The organism is Chloroflexota bacterium (assembly GCA_011322445.1).
Lineage (GTDB): Bacteria > Chloroflexota > Anaerolineae > Anaerolineales > DRMV01 > DRMV01.
Map to the genome: position 1 here is coordinate 36,861 of DRMV01000037.1, position 22,105 is coordinate 58,965.

At 61.0% G+C, this 22,105-nt stretch carries 17 protein-coding genes and 1 pseudogene; 15 read left to right on the forward strand and 3 right to left on the reverse strand.

Features of this window, described 5'->3' with window-relative positions; genetic code table 11:
- Positions 1 to 8 precede the first annotated feature (8 nt).
- From ENJ54_07655 to ENJ54_07670, 4 genes are all read left to right on the forward strand, one after another.
- The gene (locus ENJ54_07655) at positions 9 to 1,634 is read left to right on the forward strand and encodes a M23 family metallopeptidase (GenBank protein HFC09704.1); all 1,626 of its coding nucleotides are present in this window, start codon (positions 9 to 11) and stop codon (positions 1,632 to 1,634) included.
- Positions 1,635 to 1,695: 61 nt separating this feature from the next.
- Positions 1,696 to 3,714, forward strand: a complete 2,019-nt coding sequence (locus ENJ54_07660) for an EAL domain-containing protein (protein HFC09705.1) — start codon at positions 1,696 to 1,698, stop codon at positions 3,712 to 3,714.
- 96 nt (positions 3,715 to 3,810) lie between these two features.
- Positions 3,811 to 4,731, forward strand: a complete 921-nt coding sequence (locus ENJ54_07665) for a TIGR01777 family protein (protein HFC09706.1) — start codon at positions 3,811 to 3,813, stop codon at positions 4,729 to 4,731.
- 21 nt (positions 4,732 to 4,752) lie between these two features.
- Complete coding sequence (locus ENJ54_07670; GenBank protein HFC09707.1) at positions 4,753 to 6,138, forward strand: DUF3459 domain-containing protein; 1,386 nt, start codon at positions 4,753 to 4,755, stop codon at positions 6,136 to 6,138.
- A 26-nt stretch (positions 6,139 to 6,164) separates the two neighbouring features.
- Here ENJ54_07670 and ENJ54_07675 read toward each other — a convergent pair whose 3' ends face one another.
- Positions 6,165 to 6,683 carry a hypothetical protein gene (locus ENJ54_07675; GenBank protein ID HFC09708.1) on the reverse strand — a complete coding sequence of 173 codons (519 nt, stop codon included), beginning with the start codon at positions 6,681 to 6,683 and terminating at the stop codon, positions 6,165 to 6,167.
- A 77-nt stretch (positions 6,684 to 6,760) separates the two neighbouring features.
- Between ENJ54_07675 and ENJ54_07680 the strand changes: the two genes are divergently transcribed.
- Together ENJ54_07680 and ENJ54_07685 are read left to right on the forward strand one after the other, a co-directional pair.
- Positions 6,761 to 7,669 (forward strand): quinate 5-dehydrogenase, encoded by a 909-nt coding sequence (locus ENJ54_07680; GenBank protein ID HFC09709.1) that lies wholly within the window; start codon positions 6,761 to 6,763, stop codon positions 7,667 to 7,669.
- A 33-nt stretch (positions 7,670 to 7,702) separates the two neighbouring features.
- Positions 7,703 to 8,764 (forward strand): HD-GYP domain-containing protein, encoded by a 1,062-nt coding sequence (locus ENJ54_07685; GenBank protein HFC09710.1) that lies wholly within the window; start codon positions 7,703 to 7,705, stop codon positions 8,762 to 8,764.
- A gap of 119 nt (positions 8,765 to 8,883) precedes the next feature.
- Here the strand turns inward: ENJ54_07685 and ENJ54_07690 are convergent, their stop codons facing one another.
- Both ENJ54_07690 and ENJ54_07695 read right to left on the reverse strand, forming a co-directional pair.
- Positions 8,884 to 9,795, reverse strand: coding sequence for a DsbA family protein (locus ENJ54_07690; GenBank protein HFC09711.1), 912 nt, complete (start codon positions 9,793 to 9,795; stop codon positions 8,884 to 8,886).
- Positions 9,767 to 10,564 carry an SDR family oxidoreductase gene (locus ENJ54_07695; protein HFC09712.1) on the reverse strand — a complete coding sequence of 266 codons (798 nt, stop codon included), beginning with the start codon at positions 10,562 to 10,564 and terminating at the stop codon, positions 9,767 to 9,769. The genes ENJ54_07690 and ENJ54_07695 overlap by 29 nt, the downstream gene beginning before the upstream one ends.
- Positions 10,565 to 10,679: 115 nt before the next feature.
- Between ENJ54_07695 and ENJ54_07700 the strand changes: the two genes are divergently transcribed.
- The 9 genes and pseudogenes from ENJ54_07700 to ENJ54_07740 all read left to right on the forward strand — a co-directional run bounded on the left by ENJ54_07700 (position 10,680) and on the right by ENJ54_07740 (position 22,027).
- Entirely contained in the window at positions 10,680 to 11,318 is a 639-nt protein-coding gene (locus ENJ54_07700) for a hypothetical protein (protein ID HFC09713.1), read from the forward strand.
- A 217-nt stretch (positions 11,319 to 11,535) separates the two neighbouring features.
- On the forward strand, positions 11,536 to 13,926 hold the full coding sequence (locus ENJ54_07705; GenBank protein HFC09714.1) for a hypothetical protein: 2,391 nt from the start codon (positions 11,536 to 11,538) through the stop codon (positions 13,924 to 13,926).
- Positions 13,927 to 13,979: 53 nt separating this feature from the next.
- Positions 13,980 to 14,870 (forward strand): twin-arginine translocase subunit TatC, encoded by an 891-nt coding sequence (gene tatC / locus ENJ54_07710; GenBank protein ID HFC09715.1) that lies wholly within the window; start codon positions 13,980 to 13,982, stop codon positions 14,868 to 14,870.
- Positions 14,871 to 14,928: 58 nt separating this feature from the next.
- A pseudogene (locus ENJ54_07715) lies at positions 14,929 to 17,430 on the forward strand (alpha-amylase).
- A 555-nt stretch (positions 17,431 to 17,985) separates the two neighbouring features.
- Complete coding sequence (locus tag ENJ54_07720) at positions 17,986 to 18,798, forward strand: TlyA family RNA methyltransferase (GenBank protein ID HFC09716.1); 813 nt, start codon at positions 17,986 to 17,988, stop codon at positions 18,796 to 18,798.
- A gap of 139 nt (positions 18,799 to 18,937) precedes the next feature.
- Positions 18,938 to 19,435, forward strand: coding sequence for a transcriptional repressor (locus ENJ54_07725; GenBank protein ID HFC09717.1), 498 nt, complete (start codon positions 18,938 to 18,940; stop codon positions 19,433 to 19,435).
- Entirely contained in the window at positions 19,432 to 20,436 is a 1,005-nt protein-coding gene (locus tag ENJ54_07730) for a zinc ABC transporter substrate-binding protein (protein ID HFC09718.1), read from the forward strand. Before ENJ54_07725 ends, ENJ54_07730 begins: the two co-directional genes overlap by 4 nt.
- The gene (locus tag ENJ54_07735; GenBank protein ID HFC09719.1) at positions 20,433 to 21,224 is read left to right on the forward strand and encodes a metal ABC transporter ATP-binding protein; all 792 of its coding nucleotides are present in this window, start codon (positions 20,433 to 20,435) and stop codon (positions 21,222 to 21,224) included. Before ENJ54_07730 ends, ENJ54_07735 begins: the two co-directional genes overlap by 4 nt.
- Positions 21,221 to 22,027: a metal ABC transporter permease gene (locus ENJ54_07740; GenBank protein ID HFC09720.1), complete on the forward strand. Its 807-nt coding sequence runs from the start codon at positions 21,221 to 21,223 to the stop codon at positions 22,025 to 22,027. The genes ENJ54_07735 and ENJ54_07740 overlap by 4 nt, the downstream gene beginning before the upstream one ends.
- Positions 22,028 to 22,105: the final 78 nt, after the last annotated feature.

The following is a 22,105-nucleotide window of genomic DNA, read 5'->3' on the forward strand; positions in this document are numbered from 1 at the left end:
AGGCACCGATGCAAGAACGCCAGATTATGCTTGTGCCACGGGAGCACTTTTGGGATTGGGTGAAGGCTGCCCGCAATTACGTGCTCACTTTCGGAACGACCATTACGCCTGACCCCAACAACGCGGGACGCTACATGGCCCCAAACCAAACTATCACCATTGTGCTGCCGCCTAATGGCTACCCGGCCCAGGGCGATATCCGCGCCTGGTTTGTGCAGCATTACCCCGGTGTGCGGCTGGATGTCATTGAAGTCAACACGCCGGAAGAATTGGAAAATGTGCTTGCCCAACGCATTGCTGCCCTTGACCGCTACGGCGATACTACCCGCCCCTTCCGGTTGCTCTGGCCGACGGATTACGCGGTCATTACCCAGCCTTTTGGAGCGCACCCCGAAATTTACAGCCAGTGGGGGCTTCCCGGCCATGAAGGGGTGGATTTTCGCGCGCCCACCGGCTCGAACGTGTACGCCGCGGCCGATGGCGTGGTGTATCGCACGGAACCCCAGCCCGTGGGCGCTTATGGACGGCAGGTGCGCGTGCGCCACCGCGCGGGTTACAAAACCGTGTATGCGCATCTTGATGAGGTGCTGGTAGCCAATGGCGATTTTGTCAAGGCGGGGCAGATTATTGGAAAGGCCGACAATACCGGCAATTCCTATGGCTCTCACCTGCACCTGACTCTCAAAAAAGAAGGTGCGACCGAGCGCGGCGAGACGAACTACCCGTATGACATCATTGACCCCACGCCGTTTCTGGTATGGCCGGGCACCGAAGAGGCTATTCGGCGGGCGCAATACGGCTGGGAACCCGGGCATGGTCTGGTGGGGGCCGCATGCCGCCCCGACGGCCAGTTTGGAGAGGCTGATTTCGCGGTGGTCAAGAACGCCCGCCTGGAAGCCGTGCGCATTACCCAGGCGACCCCCGACGAGGCTTTAGCGCGTTTGCGACGAATCAACCCTAACATTTTCCTCCTTGCCCGCATCACGGCCGATATGCGCACCCACAAACTCACAGGAGCCGAGTTTGCCGAGGCTTTGCGCCCCCAGGTTGCGCGCTTTTATGCGCAGGGAATTCGATATTTTGAAATCCACACGCAGCCTAACCTCCACGCCAATGGCTGGATGGTTTCCTGGACGGATGGGGCTTCTTTTGGGGCGTGGTTCCTGCAAGTGTTGAGCGCGTGGCGGCAGCAGTTCCCGGAAGCCAGGTTTGGCTTCCCGGCGCTTTCCCCCGGTGATGACGTGCCCAATCAGCGCTTTGCCGCGGCGCGTTTCCTCGACCAGGCTGACCAGGCTGCCCTATCGGCCGACTGGCTGGGCGCGGCCTGTTACTGGTCGTTGTTCGCTGAAATGAATCGGCCTGAGGGCGGGCGATGCTACGAAACGCTGCGCTTGCGCTATCCCCACAAGTTGATTTTCGTGACCGATTTCGCCAATGTCAACCGCGCTACCGACGATGATATCCGTGGTGACCAGTATGTTTCGTATTACCGCTACCTCTACGAGCGCCCGGGCATTGGAGCGGCTTTTGCTGACTATTTGACCCCTGGTGATGCCGCCTCTTACCTCGGTTGGAGCGATGCTGCCGGCCGCATGAGTGTCGTCGTGACCAAAGTCGCCAACCGCGGGTGGTGACTTTTCCAAGACGTGTCCTCATTGGGTTGATAGGCCGCGTCAAGCCATACAAGAGACGCTTATGGATCTTTCGCCTCATTTCAAGGAAAGCCGGTTCGTTGTTGCTCTTCAGGAAGCTTTAATTGCACTGGCGCCTTTTGCTATTTTGATGTCTTTCCTGACTTTGCTTGCCCAGATTCCTCTTTACGTTCACTGGGCGTTCCCCCCAAACCTCTTTCAAACCCTCAATTTTCTTTCCAGGGGGATGCAGCAGCTGATGTCTATCGCGACGGTTGTCTCCGTTTCGTATCATTTTGCGGTGCGATACGATGCGGAACGCATGTTGGCGATGTTGTTGGGGTTGGCCGTTTTTCTGAGCACGCTTGTGCTTTCCGCGAGCCGCACTTCGCCCCTCCTGGTGTTGCCTTTTAGTCTTGATATTTGGCAAATTGTGATCCCCATTGCCTCGGTTTTCCTCATGAAGGCCCTGGCGCCTTATTTGGCAATTCCTCTGGATGAAGAAAAGTGTAGCACGTACGCGTGCCGGGTACTCCGGCATCTTTACACTTTCGCGCTGAGTTATAGCCTCTTGTTGGGCGTGTGGCTTGGGCTGAACAGGCCGATTGCCGTTTTCACGGAATATTCTCATCGCTTGCTCGCGTTTCTTCCCGCACATTTCTTGGTAGAGGTTCGCACGCTTCTGGCTCAATCCTTTTGGTTCATGGGGATTCAGGGAAGTCGGGTTGCCAATGCGCTCATGGGACCGTCGCTCTTGCAGCAAGAGATTTTCCCCAATCTGTCGCTGGTGGAGTTTTATCGCCTGTTTGCTTCAGCGGGCGGCACGGGGATGGGTATTGCGCTCATTATTGCCCTTTACCTCAATCATAAAGACCGCCACGGCTTGCGCATTGCCCATATCTCGACGCCCTTTGTGATTTTCAATATCAACACTTTTGTCATTTATTGCTTCCCCGTGGTTTTGAATCGTTTTTTGCTCATTCCTTTCTTCCTGGTTCCTCTCTTGACCTCGCTTATCGCGTATGTGTTTCTCTCAATCTTCCCCACCACTTTCTACACTTCGCGGGTTCATTGGACCATGCCTGTTTTTGTCAATGCGTGGATTGTGGGGAAGGGAAATATCTGGCTGCTGCTGTTGCAGGCTTTCCTCGTCGCTGTGGGTGTGGCTGTTTATTTCCCCTTTGTCAAGCGTTTTTCCGCGACGCGTTCGCTCGACTATCACCTCAAAAACCTTTACCTCAACCTGGGGCTGCCGGAATCCCTTCATGTCCATCAGGGTTTAAGCCTGCATAAAGCGCAACATGAAATCATTGAGGCCAACCTGCGCCTCAATGAGATTATTCACCTGCTTTCCACGAAGACACTTTTGGTGTATTATCAGCCGAAGATCGACGTCCGCAACCAGCGCTGTGTGGGGTTTGAGGCGCTTTTGCGCGTCAGGCTCTCCGATGGTACAGTGACCGGCCCTTTTTTCCTGCGAGATATTGAAAATGCCGGGCTTTCCCCTACAATTGACTTGTGGGTGGCGCGTGAAGTCGAACGCCACCTTCGAGCGTGGAGAGCCAAAGGGTTTGCACCCCACATCAGCATCAATCTTCACCCCGATACCATCAATAGCGTGGAGGTTGTGAGGCAACTTGTTTCGCTTCTGGAGGGCGAGCCGATCGAGTTTGAGATCATTGAACGCTCGTTTCTGGGAGGTAGCGACATAGCCCACAATTTAGAGATGCTCAAGCAACACGGATTTCGTATAGCGATTGATGATTTTGGCCGAGGCTATTCGAGTTACCGCTTCCTCTCGGAAGTGGATGTTGATACGGTGAAGACGGACAAGAGCCTGATTCCCCTTTTGCAACATGCGAAAGGGGTGATGATCTGGGAGCACATGATCGATTTGTGCCATCGCCTTCACCTTACGACCATTGCCGAAGGCGTCGAGACGGAAGAGCAGGCTCGCAGGTTGGCACAGATGGGCATTGACATTATTCAAGGATATTACTTTTCCAAGGCCATTCCCATGCAACTGGTGCCTCAATATGTGCCGTTGAGTGCTCAAACATTGGGCGCTAAGGCTGGTACCTGAGAGCCTGCCCTGAGCGCAGCCGCTGTGGCGGTAGCGTTAAAGGGCGCTTGCAATGACATCGCCGGCAAGGTGGCCTGGGTCGATAGGAGATGCCCTATGTATGTGATTATCATGGGCGGCACGGGTATGCTGGGGAGAGCATTGACAGATGCTCTGCTGATGCGGCAGCATACCGTTTCTATTTTCACGCGTGAGCCAGAGCGCCGACGCGGCCTGCCCCCGACGGTGCGCTTGTTGCAGTGGACGCCTCAGTCCCCCGGCGCGATAGCAAAGCACCTGCGGGAAGCCGACGTGGTGGTCAACCTGATGGGAGAGAACATTGCTGCCAGCCGTTGGACACCTGCTCGCAAACGCGCCCTGGTTGCCAGCCGGGTGGAAACTGGCCGGGTGCTGGCATCGGCCATTCGCCTGGCCCAGCCGCGTCCCAAGGTGCTGCTGCAGGCTTCTGCGGTGGGATATTACGGCGACCGGGGCGATGACCTGGTGGGCGAAAGCACGCCGCCCGGCGATGATTTCCTCGCTCGGCTGTGTGTTGAGTGGGAAGCCAGCACCGCCACGGTGGAAGGTTTGGGTGTCCGGCGAGCAGTGCTGCGCACCGGGGTGGTACTGAGCCAGGAAGGTGGTGCTTTGCCCCGCTTGTTGTGGCCTCTCCGCCTGGGGTTGGGAGGCCCTCTGGGCACCGGTCGCCAGTGGGTGCCGTGGATTCACATTGCCGACCACGTTGGCGCAATGATTTTTCTAATGACCCACGAGAAGGCGGAAGGCGTCTTCAACCTTGTGGCGCCGACACCGGTGACAAATGCCGAACTGACCCGCGCGCTGGCGCAGCGCCTGCACCGCCCGGCGTTCTTCCGTGTGCCGGCTTTTATGTTACGCCTGCTTTTCGGCGAAATGAGCAGTGTGTTGCTCGCCAGCCAGCGCGTGCTGCCTAACCGTTTGCTCGATGCTGGTTATGCTTTTCGTTACCCTGTGCTCAATGCGGCGCTGGATAATTTGCTCGCGCCGCGTATGGCTTGATTTCCCTTTGCTGAGGTGCTCATGACCCTGCCTTATTGGCTTCCCGATGCCGTCTTTTACCAGATTTTCCCCGACCGTTTTGCCAACGGCGACCCCGACAACGACCCGCCCAACGTCGCCCTCTGGGGCAGCCAGCCGACAATCTGGAATTTTATGGGCGGCGATTTGCGGGGCATCCTTCAGCACCTGGATTACTTGCTTGACCTGGGCGTCAACGCGCTTTATTTCAACCCCATTTTCCATGCGACCAGCAACCATCGCTACAACACCACCGATTATTACCGCATTGACCCCAAATTGGGCACCCTGGCCGATTTCCATGCCTTGCTGGAAACCTGCCACGCGAACGGCATTCGTGTGATTCTGGACGGCGTTTTCAACCATACCGGCCGCGGCTTTTTTGCTTTCAACGACATTTTGGAGAACGGCGAGCATTCCCCTTACAAGGACTGGTATCTCATCCACCGTTTCCCGGTGCAGGCTTACGGCGAAGGGAAAGCCGAGGATTACGAGGCGTGGTGGGGTTTCCGGAGCCTGCCTAAGTTGAACACCACGAACCCCCAGGTGCGGGAATTCATCTTTGACGTCGCGCGTTACTGGCTGAAGCAGGGCATTGACGGTTGGCGGCTGGATGTGCCCAATGAAATTGATGATGATGCCTTTTGGCAGGAATTTCGCCACGTGGTGAAAACCGCTAATCCTGACGCTTGCCTGGTGGGAGAAATCTGGACGGCTGATGCCCGCTGGGTGCAGCATTTCGATGGACTGATGCATTACCCCCTGCGGGAAGCCATTTTGGGCTTCGTCGAAGGCAGCCTCGCGGCCCCTGCTTTTGCTTCCCGCTTGCAGGAATTCCTCACCCTTTACGGCGAACATGCCAGGGGCATGTATTTGCCGTTAGGTTCTCACGATACTGAGCGGTTGATGACCGTGCTGGGCGGCGACGAAGAGAAGGTGCGGCTGGCGTTGGGGCTTCAGTTTGCTTACCCTGGGGCGCCGGCCGTTTACTACGGCGATGAAATTGGCCTGGAAGGTGGCAAAGACCCTGACAACCGCCGCGCTTTCCCCTGGGATGAAGCGCAATGGCGGCAGGGGGTGCGCACCTGGGTGCAGCGGCTGATTGCGGTGCGCAAGCGCATCCCGGCGTTGCGGCGGGGGGATTTTCGGCTGGTGGAAGCGAAAGACGGTCGTCAGTGTGTGGCTTTTGGCCGCGTGTTAGGGGCCGAAGCCGTGCTGGTGGTTGCCAATGCCTCGTCGGTCAAACGACATTGCCATTTGCCAGTGGCTGCGTTGGGGTGGGAAGACGGGCGCATCGTGCACGATTTGTTGGGGCACGGCGAGGGTGTGGTGGCTGGTGACACGCTCCACTGGGATATTTTGCCGCGCCAGGTGGTGTGGTTGGCCTGAACGACCCTGCCCGGCAGCGTAGCCCCCTATTTGCTTACCCGTAGTTCGTCTTTCAGCCGCCACCGCCGTGACCAGCGCACCAGCACCAGCCCCACGATGAGCACGAAAATCAGGCCGCCGTGCACGACCATTTCGTGGAGTTGGAGGTTGACAACCTGTGGCGTCTGATGCTCGATGGACATCTGCGCCCCGATGAGCAGCAACTTCCGCACGCTGGAAATGATGCCCACGAAAAGGAACGGTTCCAGCGGGACGGCGTGTTCCCGCAGGTAGGCCAACACCGTCCACAAAAGTTCCAGCACGATCATGACCAGCAAGATGTCGTGGATGGCGCGCAGCACGGCATCCTGGTAACTTTCGGGGGCGAGCATCTCTCGGAAAACCAGCGCGCTGTGGTAAAGCAGCACAATGGCAACGCCTGCCAGCAGGAAGCCCGCGATGCACTGTAACACGTCGTCGAGGCTGGCGAGCAGGTTGAGCAGCCGGTGGCGGCGTGGCGATGTGGTTGTCGTGGGTGGGACGTTTGGGGGAGGCGGTGTGCTCATCGGAATCTCCTACCGGTGACAGGTGGGGGTATTATAATAAATGGCACCACACCTTGCAAACTGAGGAGGCTGCCGCTATGAAAACCCGTCACGCTGTCAGCATCAGTTTGGGAAGCTCCAAGCGCGACAAAAAAGTCACGGTGCAGTTTGGCGATACTACCGTGGTGATCGAGCGCATTGGCACCGATGGTGATGTGGAAGCCGCCAAACGGCTTTATCGTGAACTGGATGGCAAAGTCGATGCCTTTGGGATGGGCGGCGTGGATATGTATCTGCGCGTCGACGGCCATAAATATCCTTTGCGGGCGGCTTTTAAACTCATCGAAGATGTGAAACAAACCCCTGTGGTGGATGGGCAGGGGTTGAAGCACACGCTGGAGCGGCGGGTGTTCGAACTGGCAGCCCCGCAATTACGAGAGCCGTTGCATTTCAAAACGGCCTTTATGCCTTTGGCGCTTGACCGCGTGGGTCTGGCCCAGGCAGTGGACGAGGTGGCCGATGAGGTTATCTTCGGCGATTTCATGGTGGGCCTGGGGTTGCCTATCCCCATCCGTGGGCTGAAAACTTACATTCGGTTGCTGAAGACTTTGCTGCCCGTGGTGGGCTTTTTCCCGATGAGCATGTTGTTTTACGGCAGCGACGGTGTGGAAAACGAGCCGAAATACGAGAAATACTGGCAGCAGGCCGACCTGATTGCCTGTGATTTTATGTTCATGAAGAAATATATGCCGCCTCACATGTTGAAAGGCAAAACGCTGGTGGCCAATACCACGACGGCAGAAAACGTGGCTTTTTTGAAAGAACACGGCGTGCGCTTGCTGATTACCACCACACCGCGCTATGATGGGCGCTCTTTTGGTACTAACATGATGGAAGCCGCTCTGACCGCCTACGCGGGCAAAGGCAGGCCGTTGACGTTGGAAGAACTCAATGCTCTGATCGATGAACTCGATTTGCGCCCCACGGTGTTGTATTTGAGCCCCTGAGGGGCTTTGGCTAACATCCATGCACTGCCGCGTATGCAACAGAGGCCCGGAGACGAGCGTTCCCGGGCCTCTGTTTTTGGGCGCGCGACGTGGTGTGTTTGGGCTTGGATAACGGAGGGCGTATCTTTTGCGGTGTCTTTGCGTCATAAGAAGCGAAAGGTAGCCGTGTTGCCATTAAAGGCGGGATGGAGCAGGACGATGAACAGGGAAAAGCGTTGGCAAAGTTCCCGTGAAGTTTATGCGACGTTTGCCGCAGCAGGGTTGGCCGACCGTGAGGAGCGGTGGGCGGCAAGCGGGCGCGAGGCTGTGGGAAGGCCGCCCTATCCCTTGTCTGCAAGGGGCGCGGCACCTGGAAGGTGGGGAGATCATGAGCCTCGCGCTGACCATCATTTGGGCGGATGGTGCCGGGTGCTATGCCAGCGCGACATGGCCACTTATGCCCATAGTGAGCGGGTAGCGCGATGGTCCGTACGGCTGGGACGTGTTTTGGGCTTGCAGGGGAGTGCTTTGCGATATCTGCGCTGGGGCGCGCTGTTGCACGATATTGGCAAAATGCATGTGCCTGCAGCGATTTTGAACAAGCGCGGCCCCTTGACGGTGGAAGAGTGGGGCGTTGTGCGCCAGCATCCTCGCTGGGGATATCAATTGCTGTCCGGAGTGCCAGGGATTCCTGATGAGGTGTTGGAAGTGGTGTTGTATCATCATGAGCACTGGGATGGGGGAGGGTATCCGCAGGGGCTGATCGGCCGGGATATTCCGCTGTTGGCCCGCATTGTGGGCGTGGTTGATACGTGGGACGCTCTGGTTTCGGTGCGTTCTTATCATGCTCCTTTGCCCGTGGCGCAGGCGCGTGATTATTTGCTTGCGCAGGCGGGCACGTCGCTTGACCCGACGATCGCGGCGACGTTTGTCCGTCTTCTTGGCAGGGAAAGCCGCTTAGCGAGGGAAGAAAACCTCCGAATGCCCCCTGCGCTGCAACGAACCGGGCAGGGCTGGGGTGTGCTGCAATGGGCGCGGGCTCTGCAGCGGCGGGCGGCGCGGTGGTTTGCTCCTGCTTTTGGGGAAGGGGGAAAGTACGCTCAAGAAAATGCCTGAAGGCTGTAAACAGTTGGCATTGCAGGAAGTTTTTTTGCCTTTTAAAGCCCCCTTACGTCACACGAGCGCAGCATTCGGGCTGCGCTCGTGAGGTTCGCGTGGAGAAAACGGCTTGAAGGTTATTTTGAAGGTTGCTTGGCCAGCGCGGCATCAATGGCTTCCTGGAAACGGGCGTAAGGCAAGGCGCCTTCGATGAACTGCTGGCTGCCGTCGGGGGCAATGATGACGAAGGAAGGCGTGCCTTTGACCCCTGCGGCTTTGCCATCTTGCAAATCTTGCATGGCCTGCTTTTGGTATTTGTGGCTGTCGAGGCATTGGTTGAACTGGTCCATATTCAGGCCCAGCATTTTAGCCATGGTTTCAATGCGCGGGCGGCTAAAGGCGCCCTCGTTTTCGCCGTGTTGGTTGTAGAAGAGAATGTCGTGGAAATCCCAGAACTTGCCCTGGTCGCCAGCGCAGTAGGCGGCTTCGGCGGCCAGCAGCGATTCGGGGCCAATCCAGTCGCCAAAGGTGCGATACACCAGGCGCACTTTGCCAGGCACCACGTAGTTTTGCAAGATGAGCGGTTCGGTTTCCCGGGCAAAACGGCCGCAGAAGGGGCACTGGAAGTCGGAATATTCGATGATGGTTACCGGTGCGTTGGGATCCCCCACGACATTCATGTTGGCGTGCGGGTGGGGGTGAGAGGGCGGCATCATGATGTCGGTGGCTGCCGGGGTGGGTGTGGCGGTGGACTTGGAAGAGGAGGTAAGCAGGAAAAGCCCACCGACGAGCAAGATAAGCCCGGCAATTACCACCATGGTGATGATGCGTTCGCGGCGCTGACGTTCCAGCCGCTGGCGGCGGCTTTTCGCGCGTTTTGAGCGTTTGGCAGCCATGTGTTGGCCTCCTCGCAGGAATGGGTTTGCGTTGATTATGCCATAGAAAGGGCTTTTTGTCCAAAAACGGCGTCGGGCGGCTTGGCCTGCCCGCCCGACGGAAAAGATGGCTGTGTACCAGGTTTCAGCACGTGCCTTGGTAAGCGCCGCCATCCACGGTCAGCGCCACACCGGTAATGTATGAGGCCGCGGGGGAAAGCAGGAAGACCGCCGCTTTGGCAAACTCCTCTGGCTCGGCCATGCGCCCCAGCGGAATGCCTTTCACCACGGCTTGCAGTTCGTCGTTCAGCGTCCGGCCGTTTTGCTGGGCGCGGGCAGCCAGCAGTTCGGTGACCCGCTCGGTTTTCGTCCACCCCGGCAGGATGCTGTTGAAGCGGATGTTTTCTTTGGCCAGTTCCAGGGCTAAGGTTTTGGTCAGGTTGACTGTGGCAGCGCGAATGCTGTTGGAAAGCACCAGGTTGGGGATGGGTTGTTTGACCGAATAGGAAGTGAGCGTCAGCACGCTGGGGGCGGTCGATTGGCGCAAAAACGGCAACGCTGCCCGAATGAGCCGCACGTGCGCCAGCAGCAGGGTGTTGACCGCGCTTTCCCAGGCTGCATCGTCGAAGGCCTCAAAAGCGCCTGCCGGCGGCCCGCCGGTGTTAGTGACGAGCAAATCCAGCCCTTGCAGGGCAGTGGCGGCCCGTTCGATGACCGTGCGCGGCGTTTCGGGGTCGGCCAGGTCGCCCGTGATGGGCACAATAGCCACCGCGTTGTGGCTGGCTTCCCGAATGCGTCGCTCGGCTTCTTTCAGGCGCTCGAAGTTGCGGCCGTTGATTGCCACAGCGCAGCCTTCTTGCGCCAATGCCGTGGCAATGGCCAGCCCCAGCCCTTTGCTGGAACCGGCGACGAAGGCTTTTTTACCTTTCAAGCCCAGGTCCATGAGTTCCTCCTGTGAGGGGCAAGCGTTGAGGTGCTTGCCAGGTGTGTTTTGACAATGTGCACCCTTTGCGTTACACTGCCGGGGTCATCCGATACTCTTTGAGGAGTTTACCACAGTGAATGTAGGCCAGATGCTTCTCGTCGCGCTCAGCGTGGTGCTGATGTTGTGGTATTTTGGGGGAATGATCATCAACCGCAAGCGTGGTATTGCCACTTATTACTGGCTGCGGGAGGGCTTGCGGGAGGCGGTGGGGGAACTCACCGAGGCGCGTTGGCTCGGAGCCGGGGCGCGGCTGGTGGTGGGGGAAGCCCGCTCGCCTTTTCGGCGCATGGAAGTCGTGTTCCGCCTGGAGGCGCGCGACATTTTGCCGTGGTGGCTTTTCCAGCGGCTGCGCGGCCATCGCGATTACATGGTTTTGGAGGCGGCGTTGCGTACCCTCCCGCCAGCGTGGGAGGCGGCGCGGGCTGGCAGCCCGGAACTTCGCCAAATGCAGACGGAAGGCCGGGCGAAGGCGGTTGATGGGCCGCACGGCCTGACGCTTTTGTTGCGCGGTAAGACCCGGGAAGCCGATTTGAAGCCCTGGAAGGCTTTCCTGGAGCGTTATGGCGATGCGCTGATTTCGCTTTCGGTTTCTCGGCGGCAACCGCACGTCGTTCTGCGGCTCTCGTTGCCGCCGTTGCAGGCGAAAGAAGAGCCTGCCAGGGCCTTTTTTGAAGCCCTGGCTGCAGCCTGTGCCGCGGCTTCCCGCCGGTAGCAATGGGGTCTGAAATCTGGCGCGCTTGTTGCCGCGGCATGCGCTGGTGTGACGCGCCAGCCGTGCTTTAATTGTGGCCCGATTTTGGAGGATGTCAAGCACTTTGGGCGGTGAAATGGGGGAAAGGTGCGCCTTGGGAGGGAGAGTTGTGGAGGTGGCGGAAAGGCTGCCGCTGGCCGGGAAAGCCGTTGCCTCGAAAGGCTGATAAAATAGCCCTATGGATTGGAAAGAGACGCTTGCGGCTTTGCGGTTGGTCGGCCTGCGAAATGCCTGGCGGGCATGGACTTATCGCCGCCGCAAGGAAGCCCTCGATATGCCTCTGATGCGTCAGCCTGCCCCCTTGCAAGGGGTGGGCGCGTTGCATACCGTGACGCAGACCAGGCACGGCGCGCGAGTGACCTTTGCCTTTGCCGCGCTGGAAATTGCTTTCCTCGCCCCTGATGTCGTCCGGTTGACGTGGGAGCCCGGCGCACCGCCGCCGCCGTATGCCATACCTGAGCCTCCCGCCTGGCCGCTGCCAGAGGTGGCCTTCCGCCAGCGCGGCGACGCCTGGCGACTGCGCACCGATGCGTTGGAACTCGTCGTCACCACCGAGGGTTTGGCTTTTTACACGGCCCTGGGTGAACTGCTGCGCCGCGAAACCTGGCCTTCCCGCCGGGGCGAGGGCTGGCGGCAATCGGCTGCGCTGCACCCTGAAGCGGCGGTCTTCGGGCTGGGTGAGCGCGCCGCGGGCCCTAACCTGCGCCCTGGCACCTACCGTTTGTGGAATCAGGATCCCAACGGCCATTATGGCCCTGGTCGCGACCCGCTTTACATCACCATGCCTGTGGCCTGGGTATTGCAGCCTGCGGGCGCGTATTTGATTTTTTACGACAACCCTGCCCCTGGCGAAGTGCGCCTTGACGATGGCTTCCATGTGCGTTTCGACCACGGCGCGCTGGTGGCCTATTTCATCACCGGCGACCCCGCCCACATTGCCCGCCGTTGGGCCGAACTGACCGGTTTCCCGGCCATGCCGCCTCGCTGGGCGTTGGGCTATCACCAATCTCGCTGGGGCTACCGCACGCAGGGGCAGGCCGCGGCGGTGCTCGACGGCTTTCGGGAACATGAGATGCCCCTCGCCGCTCTCCACCTGGATATTGACTACATGGCAGGCTACCGGGTTTTTACCGTGGATCGAAGCCGTTTCCCCGACCTGCAGGCGCTGGCGGCAAAAGCGCATGGGCAGGGCGCGCACCTGGTCACGATTGTGGATGCAGGCGTCAAGCGCGACCCCCGTTGGGATATTTATCAGGAAGGCCGGGACGCGGGGGCTTTCTGCCGCCTGCCTGATGGGGAGGAGGTGAGCGCACCGGTTTGGCCGGGATGGTGCGCTTTCCCGGATTTCACCGATCCCGAAGCCCGGGCGTGGTGGGGCCGGCACGTGGCTGAATTTGTCGACGCCTGGCACATTGACGGCTTGTGGTTGGATATGAACGAACCGGCCGCCTTTGTGGACGCGGGCGACCCCACGCTGCCGTTGCCAACGCGCCACGCGTTGGAAGGCGAGGGAGGCGACCACCGGCTGGTGCACAACGTCTATGGCCTGCAAATGGCGCGGGCCGCGCACGAAGCCCTGCGCAAAGCCCGCCCCGACCGCCGCCCCTGGGTGCTTAGCCGCTCTGGCTGGGTGGGGTTGCAGCGTTACGCCTGGGCGTGGACGGGGGATACCGAAAGCACATGGGAAACCCTGCGGCTTACGGTTGCTACCGTGTTGGGAATGGGCTTGAGTGGGGTGCCCTTTGTGGGTCCCGATGTAGGTGGCTTTGCGGGCGCGCCCGATGGTGAACTTTACCTGCGCTGGCTGCAATTGGCCGCGTTGTTGCCTTTCTTCCGCACGCATTCGGCGGTGCATACCCCCGGCCGTGAACCGTGGTCTTTTGGCGAGCCGTGGACTTCGCATGCCCGCGAGGTGCTGCGTTTCCGCCGCCGTTTGTTGCCGTACCTCTACGCCCTGGCCTGGGAAGCCCATACTCGCGGGCAGCCGTTGGTGCGGCCTCTGTGGTGGCTGGCCCCGCAGGAGGCCGACTTTTGGGGTGTGGATGATGCTTTCCTGTTGGGTGATGCCTTGTTGGTGGCCCCTGCTTTGGCTCCGGGGCAGGAAGAGCGTTTCTTGCAACTGCCGTGGGGGGCGTGGTACGATTTTTGGGCGCCTGCTGAACCCCACTACGGCCCGGCGGAGGTGCTCTTGCCCACCCCTCTGGAGCATCCGGCCTTGTTGGTGCGCGCCGGGGCATTGCTGCCACTGGACGACGGCGAGGCCCTGACCCTGTGGCTGGGCTGGCCCCCGGAAGGCGAATATCACAGCCGCGTTTTCTTCGACGCGGGGGATGGCGAAGGCTCCTCTCGCGTGGAAGACTGGACCGTGCACCGGAGTGGCTCGGTGCTGACCCTGCACCGCACGGTGGAGGGCGAGTTTGCTTTCCCTTACCAGCGGTTGCGGTTGGTGGTGCATGGGGCTGCATCGCTGCGGGTGGAAGCCGATGGGCACGACGTATCGCCCCGCGCCGATGGCGTTTTCTTCCTCCCTACGGCGACCCAAACCGTTACCTTGGCCTTCGCACCTTGACCCGCGAACCGCCACTCGCTCATCGCTGATTCTCAATTGCAATAGCCAATCCCATGTCCCTCTTTCGCCGCCTTTTCCGTTTTCTTACCGCCCCGTTCCGCGCCTGGCGATGGGCCGCGTTGCAACTGTATCGCGCCCGTCAGACGGTGGTGCGGTTTCTTACTGAGGAGCCGGAGGAGCGCCCGCTGGGCGATGCATTGGAAGAAGTTGTGCAATCCCCCGCGGCGCTGTTGCCCCACATCGCGGCTTTGCGCCGCCATATTTTGCGGGCCTTTCTGGGCTTTTTGGTCGCCACGGTGGCGGCTTTTATCTACACCCCCCGCTTTCTCGACTTTCTGGCACGCCCGATTGGCGGCATGAGCCACTTGCAGGCCATCGAGGTCACCGAACCCATCGGGGTTTTCATGCGGGTGGCGTTGTTGCTGGGCTTTGCCGTTTCTTTGCCTTATACTTATCTGGAACTCTTTCTTTTCATTGCCCCTGGCTTGCGGCCGCGTGCGCGCCGTATCGGGCTGTTGGGCTTCCCGCTGGTGTTGTTGTTCTTTGTGGGCGGGATGGCGTTTGCTTACTATGCCATGCTGCCCACGGCACTGCCGTTTTTGCTCAACTTCATGGGCATTCACACCGTGCCGCGGCCCGATTCTTACATTCGCTTTGTGACCGCGCTGCTGTTTTGGACTGGCCTTTCGTTTGAATTTCCCCTTGTGATTTACTTGCTGGCAGCGTTTGGGGTGGTGCGCGCTTCGATGCTGTGGAAGCATTGGCGGGAAGCCGTGGTGGCGATTGCTGTGGTGGCTGCTGTCATCACACCCACGGTAGACCCCATCAACATGCTGCTGGTGATGGCGCCGTTGACGGTGCTTTACTTCCTGGGTGCCGTTCTGGCGAAATTTGCCGAGCGCTCTCGCCCGCCTGTCCAAACGACCACCCGACCTGACGACTAAGCGACTGCGTCACCCCCTGACTACCCGCCCGCGACTATCCAACTCAACGATTGCCCCTATGCCCTCTCTTTTGCTCCACCCTTCCTGGATGGGCCGCTTGTCTGACGCCGGAGAACCTGATGCCGACGGTCTCCCGCTCGACATTCGCTCGGCGCGCGCCCTGGCGGCGGCGCTGGCTCCCGATGCCGACCCTGCGGAACTTTATGCCCTGGGGCTGCTGCAAGATGCCTTCCGCCTGCTGCTGCGCCGTTATCGCCGGGCTCACCCTGCCGTTTTCCCCGGCCTGGAAGCCTACCTGCGCGCCGCACTGGGTGACGCCGCGGTGGATGGCCTGACCGCGACCTTTGGGGATGCCTGCACCCCGGCCCTCGGCAACAGGTTGTGGGAAAGCCTGCTCATCCTTTGGGCCACGGCCAACAACCCCGCGGCTGCCGTGTTTGCCCCCCTGTGCCCGGTCGAGGCCCTGGGGGAGGCCTTCCCGCGGGCGATGGCTGCTGCTAAAGCCTATTTCGCTACTCAGCCGCCCCTGCCCCCCGAAAACCTGCCCGTGCCCGAAGCCCTGCTCGCCCCTGCCCGCCGCTCCCCCCACAGCCTGGCCGCCCAACTGGCCTACGTGCTGGAAGCCTGGGGCGAGGCGTTGGGCGCAATGCGCGCCAACCTGCTGCGGGGACTGGATTTCGCCCGCGAGGCCGAGCGCCGTGCCCCCGCTGCACCCCCGCCGCCCGACGAGACCGATTTTGCCGCCGTGCCCTTCGATGCCGACGCCCCCGAAGCCTATTCCCCCGATCGGGAATGGATGCCCCGCCTGGTGCTGGTCGCCAAACACGTTTATGTCTGGCTGGCGCAACTTTCCCGCCGCTTTGGGCGCGACATTCACCGCCTTGACCAGATCCCCGATGAGGCTTTGGCCGAACTGGCCGAATGGGGCATCAACGGCCTGTGGCTTATCGGCGTGTGGGAACGCAGCCCCGCTTCGCAGAAAATCAAGCGCCTGATGGGCAATCCCGACGCCCTGGCCTCGGCCTATTCGGTGTACGATTACCGCGTGGCCGCCGACCTGGGCGGGGAAGACGCCCTGCAAGCCCTCAAGGCGCAGGCCGCCCGCTTTGGCATCCGCCTGGGCGCGGATATGGTGCCCAACCACATGGGGCTGGATTCCCGCTGGGTGGTAGAGCATCCCGACTGGTTCATCCAGACCGACGCGCCCCCCTTCCCCAACTACCGCTTCACCGGCCCCAACCTTTCCTCGCACCCCACGGTGGAAATCCGCATCGAAGACGGTTACTACGACCGCAGCGACGCGGCAGTGGTCTTCCAGATGCGCGACCACCGCGATGGGCGCACCCGTTACATCTACCACGGCAACGACGGCACGGCCATTCCCTGGAACGACACCGCCCAACTCAACCACCTGCTGCCCGAAGTGCGGGAAGCCCTCATCCGCACTATTCTGGAAGTCGCGCGGCGCTTTCCGGTCATTCGCTTCGACGCCGCGATGACCCTCACCCAAAAACATTACCAGCGGCTGTGGTTCCCCGCCCCGGGGGAAGGCGGCGCAATCCCCTCCCGCGCCGAGCAGGGCATGACCCGCGCCGAATTCCTGCGCCACATGCCGCGCGAATTCTGGCGCGAAGTGGTGGACCGCGTGGCCGCCGAAGCCCCCGACACTCTGCTGCTTGCCGAGGCGTTCTGGCTGCTGGAAGGCTACTTCGTGCGCACGTTGGGGATGCACCGGGTTTACAACAGCGCCTTCATGCACATGCTGCGAGATGAGCGCAACGCGGCTTATCACAAACTGGTGCGGGAAACCCTGACCTTCGACCCGCGCATTTTGCAGCGCTATGTCAACTTCATGACCACCCCCGACGAGAAGCCCGCCGTGGAGCAATTCGGCAAGGGCGATAAATATTTCGGCGTGGCGACCCTGATGGCAACCCTCCCCGGCCTGCCCATGTTCGGCCACGGGCAAATCGAAGGGCTGAAGGAGCAATACGGCCATGAATTCCGTGCCCCCCGCACCGACGAAAGCCGCGACGAGGGCTTCATCGCCGAGCACCGCCGCCGCCTCGGGCCGCTGCTCCATCGGCGGGCGCTGTTCGCGGGCGTGGAAGCCTTCCGCTGGTTCCTGCTGGAAACCGACGGCGGCGAAAACCCCGACGTCTTCGCCTACACCAACCGCCAGGGTGACGCGCGGGCGCTGGTGGTGTATCACAACCGTTATGCCGAAACCGCCGGGCGGCTGCACCACAGCGCGCCCTTCGTCAGCCCCCACGCGCCGGATGCACCCCCGCGCACCGAAACCCTGGCCGAAGCGCTGGGACTGCCCAGCGACCCCGGCCTGTGGGTGCGCTTCCGCGATCTGGTGAGCGGCCTGTGGTATCTGCGGGAAGCCGCTGCGTTGCACCGCGAGGGGTTGCACGTGCACCTGCGGGCTTACCAGGCGCAGGTGTTCGTGGATTGGGAAGTCCTTCCCGACCCCGATGGCCGTTGGGCGCGGCTGGCCGAGGCGTTGGGCGGTGCGGGTGTGCCCGACCTGGAAGCCGCGTATCGCGAGCGTTTCCCGCCGTTGCAGGCCGCGGCGGAGCAACTGGCGGCGGTATGGGTGCGGCGCTTTCCTCTTTGCCAGCCGCTGGGCCCTCAGCCTTCGCCCGAGGATGCTGCCGCGGTGGTGGAGGCATTCCGGCAGGTGCTTGTGGCCGCTCAGGTGGAAAGCGCGGCGGCGGAAAAAGCCGCGGCAACTTTTGCCGCCCGGGTGGAGGCGTTGCGGCAGGCGCTTGACCGTTTGTGGGCGCCGTGCCCGGAGGAGCAGGAGCCACGGTGCGCCTGGCAGCGGCAGTGGCGCAAGCGGTTGTGCGCCGGCATGGCGGGTGGGGTTGTTTCCGGGAAGCAGGAAACGCCCGACCTTTCGCCTCCCTTGCTCACCCCGTTGCAGGTGCTGGCTGGCCTCGCGTTCCCTTGCCTGCCGACGGCGGTGCGCGCGGCTGTGGCCGCGGTGTGGCAAATCCCTGCGGAAGAGACGCCCGACGTGGCCGGCTTGTGGGCGGAAGCCGTTGAGGCAACCCGGCCGCGCGAACGCGGCTGAGGTAGTGGCGTGAATTGGGGGTAAAATGAACCCATGCCGAAGAAACCGCGTTTGGATGCTTTGCTCGTGACCCGTGGCCTGGTGGAAAGCCGCACCCAGGCCCAGCGCCTGATCATGGCCGGGCAGGTGCGGGTGAACGACCAAGTCGCCCTCAAGCCCGGCCAGCGGGTTGATGCCGATGCCCGTCTCGAGGTGGCCCAGCCGCCTCGTTTTGTCTCGCGTGGGGGGGAGAAACTGGCCGCCGCGCTGGAGGCTTTCCCCATTGCGGTGGGGGGAAAGGTGTGTGCCGATGTGGGGGCTTCGACGGGCGGCTTTACCGATTGCCTGTTGCAGCACGGCGCGGCGCGGGTGTATGCCCTCGATGTGGGGAAGGGCCAGTTGCACTGGAAACTGCGCAATGACCCGCGTGTGGTGGTGATGGAAGGGACCAACGCCCGCTATGTCGAACGCTTGCCTGAGCCGGTGGCGTTGGTTACCATTGATGCCTCGTTTATCTCTTTGCGGGTGCTGCTGCCGGTGGTGCGTGGCTGGTTCCCGGAAGCCGTACATGCTGAGGGAGGCGAGCGCGGCGACGTCGTGGCGCTCATCAAGCCCCAGTTCGAGGCGGGTCGGCAGGAAGCCGCGCGCGGCCGGGGGGTCATCCGGGACCCGGAGGTGCATCGCCGGGTGTTGCAGACCGTCCTGGCGTTTGCCCAAACACAGGGGTACGGGGTGCGCGGTTTGGCGCGTTCCCCTGTTCGCGGCCCTAAAGGGAATGTGGAATTTCTGGCCTGGCTGAAGGTTGGGGGGCTTCCCGCCACGGAAGATGCCCTCGCGGTGTGGATCGAAGCCTGCGTGAAGGGGTAACCGCAGCGTGGATTTCGCGCTTTTTGGGGGAATGCCTTGACGGCGGGGGAGCGATGGCGCTATAATCTTTGCGAAACTGAAAATCGTTTTCAATTGTTCCTCGCTGGCGAGGAGCAACCCAGATGGTGTGGAGACCTGCATGAGCGCCTCTTCCGCTGAGGAACGGATTGCGCGCTGGCATTCAGCGCTTCAGGCGTGCGGTTATCGCCTGACACCCGCCCGCCAGGCTGTGCTGCGCGTGCTGGCCGAGAGCGACCGCGCGTTAGACGCTACCCAGATTTTCGACCTGGCCCGTCGGCAAGTGCCCAGGCTGGGGCTGGTCACCGTGTATCGCACGTTGGAGACCCTTCAGGCATTAGGGTTGGTGCAACGGGTGCATTGCAACGCGCAGTGCACTTCTTACGTGGCCGCTGAGCCGGGGCATCAGCATTTGCTGGTGTGCCATCGGTGTGGCCGGGTGTGGTATTTCAGCGGCGATGATTTGGGCGAGTTGATGCAAGCGGTGGCGGGTGAGAGTGGCTTTGTGGTTGAAGACCATTGGTTGCAGTTGGTAGGGTTGTGCGCCGATTGTCAGCGTGCTGTTCGGGCTGAAGAGGACGCACGAAAAACTTCCGTGTGTCGGGAGGCAAAGCAATGAGCAGGGTTTTTCGTATAGCCAGGTTAACTTGGGCAAAGGCAAAGGGGCAGCGTGGGCCTGAAAAGCAAGCCCGCCGGTGGCAGGGGCTTGGAGCCAAAATGTTCCCCTGGAAGGGTGGTTTGCATTTTGTTGGAGGTGTGTTGTTGGTTGCCCTGCTGGCAGGGTGTGGCAGTGCTGCGACGCCTGCCACGTCGTCGGGCAAAATGCTGGTAGCGGCATCCATTCCACCGATTGCCGATATGGTGCGCCAGGTGGGCGGCGACCAGGTTGAAGTGCTGACAATGGTGCCGCCCGGGGCCAGCCCGCACACTTACGAGCCCACGCCCGAGCAGATGCGTCGCCTGGCTTCGGCGCGCATCCTCTTCCTCAACGGCGTGGGGCTGGAATTTTGGGCCGATAAGGCCGTGCAGGCCGTCGGGAATCCCCGCCTGCAGGTGGTGGTGCTTTCCGAGGGCATGGAGATTCTTCAAAGCGGCCCCCATGCCACGGGGAACCCCCACCTCTGGCTCAGCCCCCAGCGGGTGATGAAATATGTGGCCCGGATTCGCGATGCGCTGATTGCCGCCGACCCCGCGCACGAGGCCGTCTATCGGGCCAACGCCAAAGCCTATCTGGCGCAGTTACAGCAACTCGACGCCGATATCCGCCGGGCCGTGGCGGGCTTCCACAGCCGCGAAATGGTCACTTTTCACGCTTCGTGGGTTTACTTTATCCACGATTATGGCTTGCATCAGGCGGCGGTGCTGGAAGCCACGCCGGGCCAGGAGCCTTCTGCTGCCGAGGTGGCGAAAATTGTGGAAATTATCAAGGCGACCGGCGCGCCAGCGGTATTTGCCGAGCCTCAGTTTTCTCCGCGGGCAGCCCAGGTCATTGCTCAGGAAGCCGGTGTGCCGGTGCTCACCCTTGACCCCCTGGGCGGTTTGCCTCCGCGTGAGACCTACATCAAACTCATGCGTTGGAATTTGCAGCAACTTCAAAAGGGGTTAGGAGGCACGCCGTGAGCGAGAGGCCGCCGATTATTCAACTGAAAGGCGTGACGGTTGCTTATGGCGCGGTGCAGGCGCTGGAAGACGTCAACCTGACCGTGCCGGAGGGGGCTTTTCTGGCGATCATTGGCCCCAACGGCGCGGGAAAGACCACCCTGGTGCGGACGATTCTGGGGCTGGTCAAACCCGTGCGGGGGGAGGTGCTGGTGTTTGGCAGGCCGGCTACGGCTTTGGGGCGGTTGCGCCGCCAGATTGGCTATGTGCCGCAGATGCATGCGGTGGATTTGCGCTTCCCGGTGCGGGTGGAAGACGTGGTGATGATGGGACGGTACGCGCGGCTCGGGCTGTTCCGGCGGCCGGGCAAGGCTGACCGCGCGGCCGTTGAGCGGGCGATGGCCCGCGTGGGGGTGGCCGACCTGCGTCACCGCCCCCTGGGTGATCTTTCCGGCGGGCAGCGGCAACGGGTTTTCCTGGCTCGCGCCCTGGCAACCGAACCGCGCCTTTTGGTGTTGGATGAGCCGACCACCGGGGTGGATGCGCATACCTCTCGCTCGCTGTACGAACTGCTGCGCGATTTTCAGCAAGAGGGCATCACCGTGTTGATGGTTTCTCATGATATTGGGGTGGTTTCCCAGTATGTTGATGGCGTCGCGTGCGTCAACCGGCGGTTGGTGGCGCACGGGCGGCCTGAGGTGGTGTTGACAGATACCACCCTCAGCGAAATGTACGGTTGTCAGGCGATGTTTTTCCACCACGGCAAGGCGCCGCACATGGTGGTGCGCATGGAGGAGCAAGAGCGATGATGGATTTCTGGCATTATGCTTTTATGCAGCGGGCGTTGGTGGGCGGTGTGATGATTGGCCTGCTGACGGCTGTGATTGGGGTGTATGTGGTTTTGCGAGGGATGTCGTTCATCGGGGCAGGCGTGGCGCATGCCTCGTTTGGCGGTGTGGCGTTGGGGTTCCTGTTGGGCATTGACCCGTTATGGGCGGCCGTGGCTTTTTGTCTGGCCGTGGCATGGGGCATTGGAGCGGTAACGCGGCGAGGCGGCATTAAGGAAGACACCGCGGTGGGCATCTTTTTTGCCTCTACCATGGCGTTTGGTGTGCTGTTGATTGGGTTGATGCAAGGGTATAACGTCGATTTGTTCTCTTACCTGTTTGGCAGCATTTTGGCGGTGACCGCGGCCGATCTGCGGATGGTGTTGGGGGTGGGTGGTTTGGTGTTGTTGACCGTCGCCTTGCTTTACAAAGAATTCCTTTTCATTACCTTCGATCCGGAAACCGCCCGTGTGAACGGTGTGCCCGAACCAGCGCTTTATTATTTGCTGCTGGCGCTGGTGGCATTGACGATTGTGGTTTCCATCAAGGTGGTGGGCATTGTGCTGGTTTCGGCGTTGCTGGTGACTCCTGCTGCGGCGGCCTATCAGTTGAGCCGCAGTTTTGGCAAGATGATGGCGCTTTCGGCTTTCTTTGGGGTTTTGAGTGTGTTGGTGGGATTGGTGGCTTCCTATTACCTCAACACGGCCTCGGGTGCCACGGTCGTGCTGACGGCAACGCTCATTTTTGGCCTGGCAATGCTGTGGCGGCGGATTCGCCCCGCATGAATTTCAGCATTTCTATTCAACTCGTTGGGGAAATATACGCAGGATAAGGTAAAATTAGTTCAGTGACGGGCTGATGCC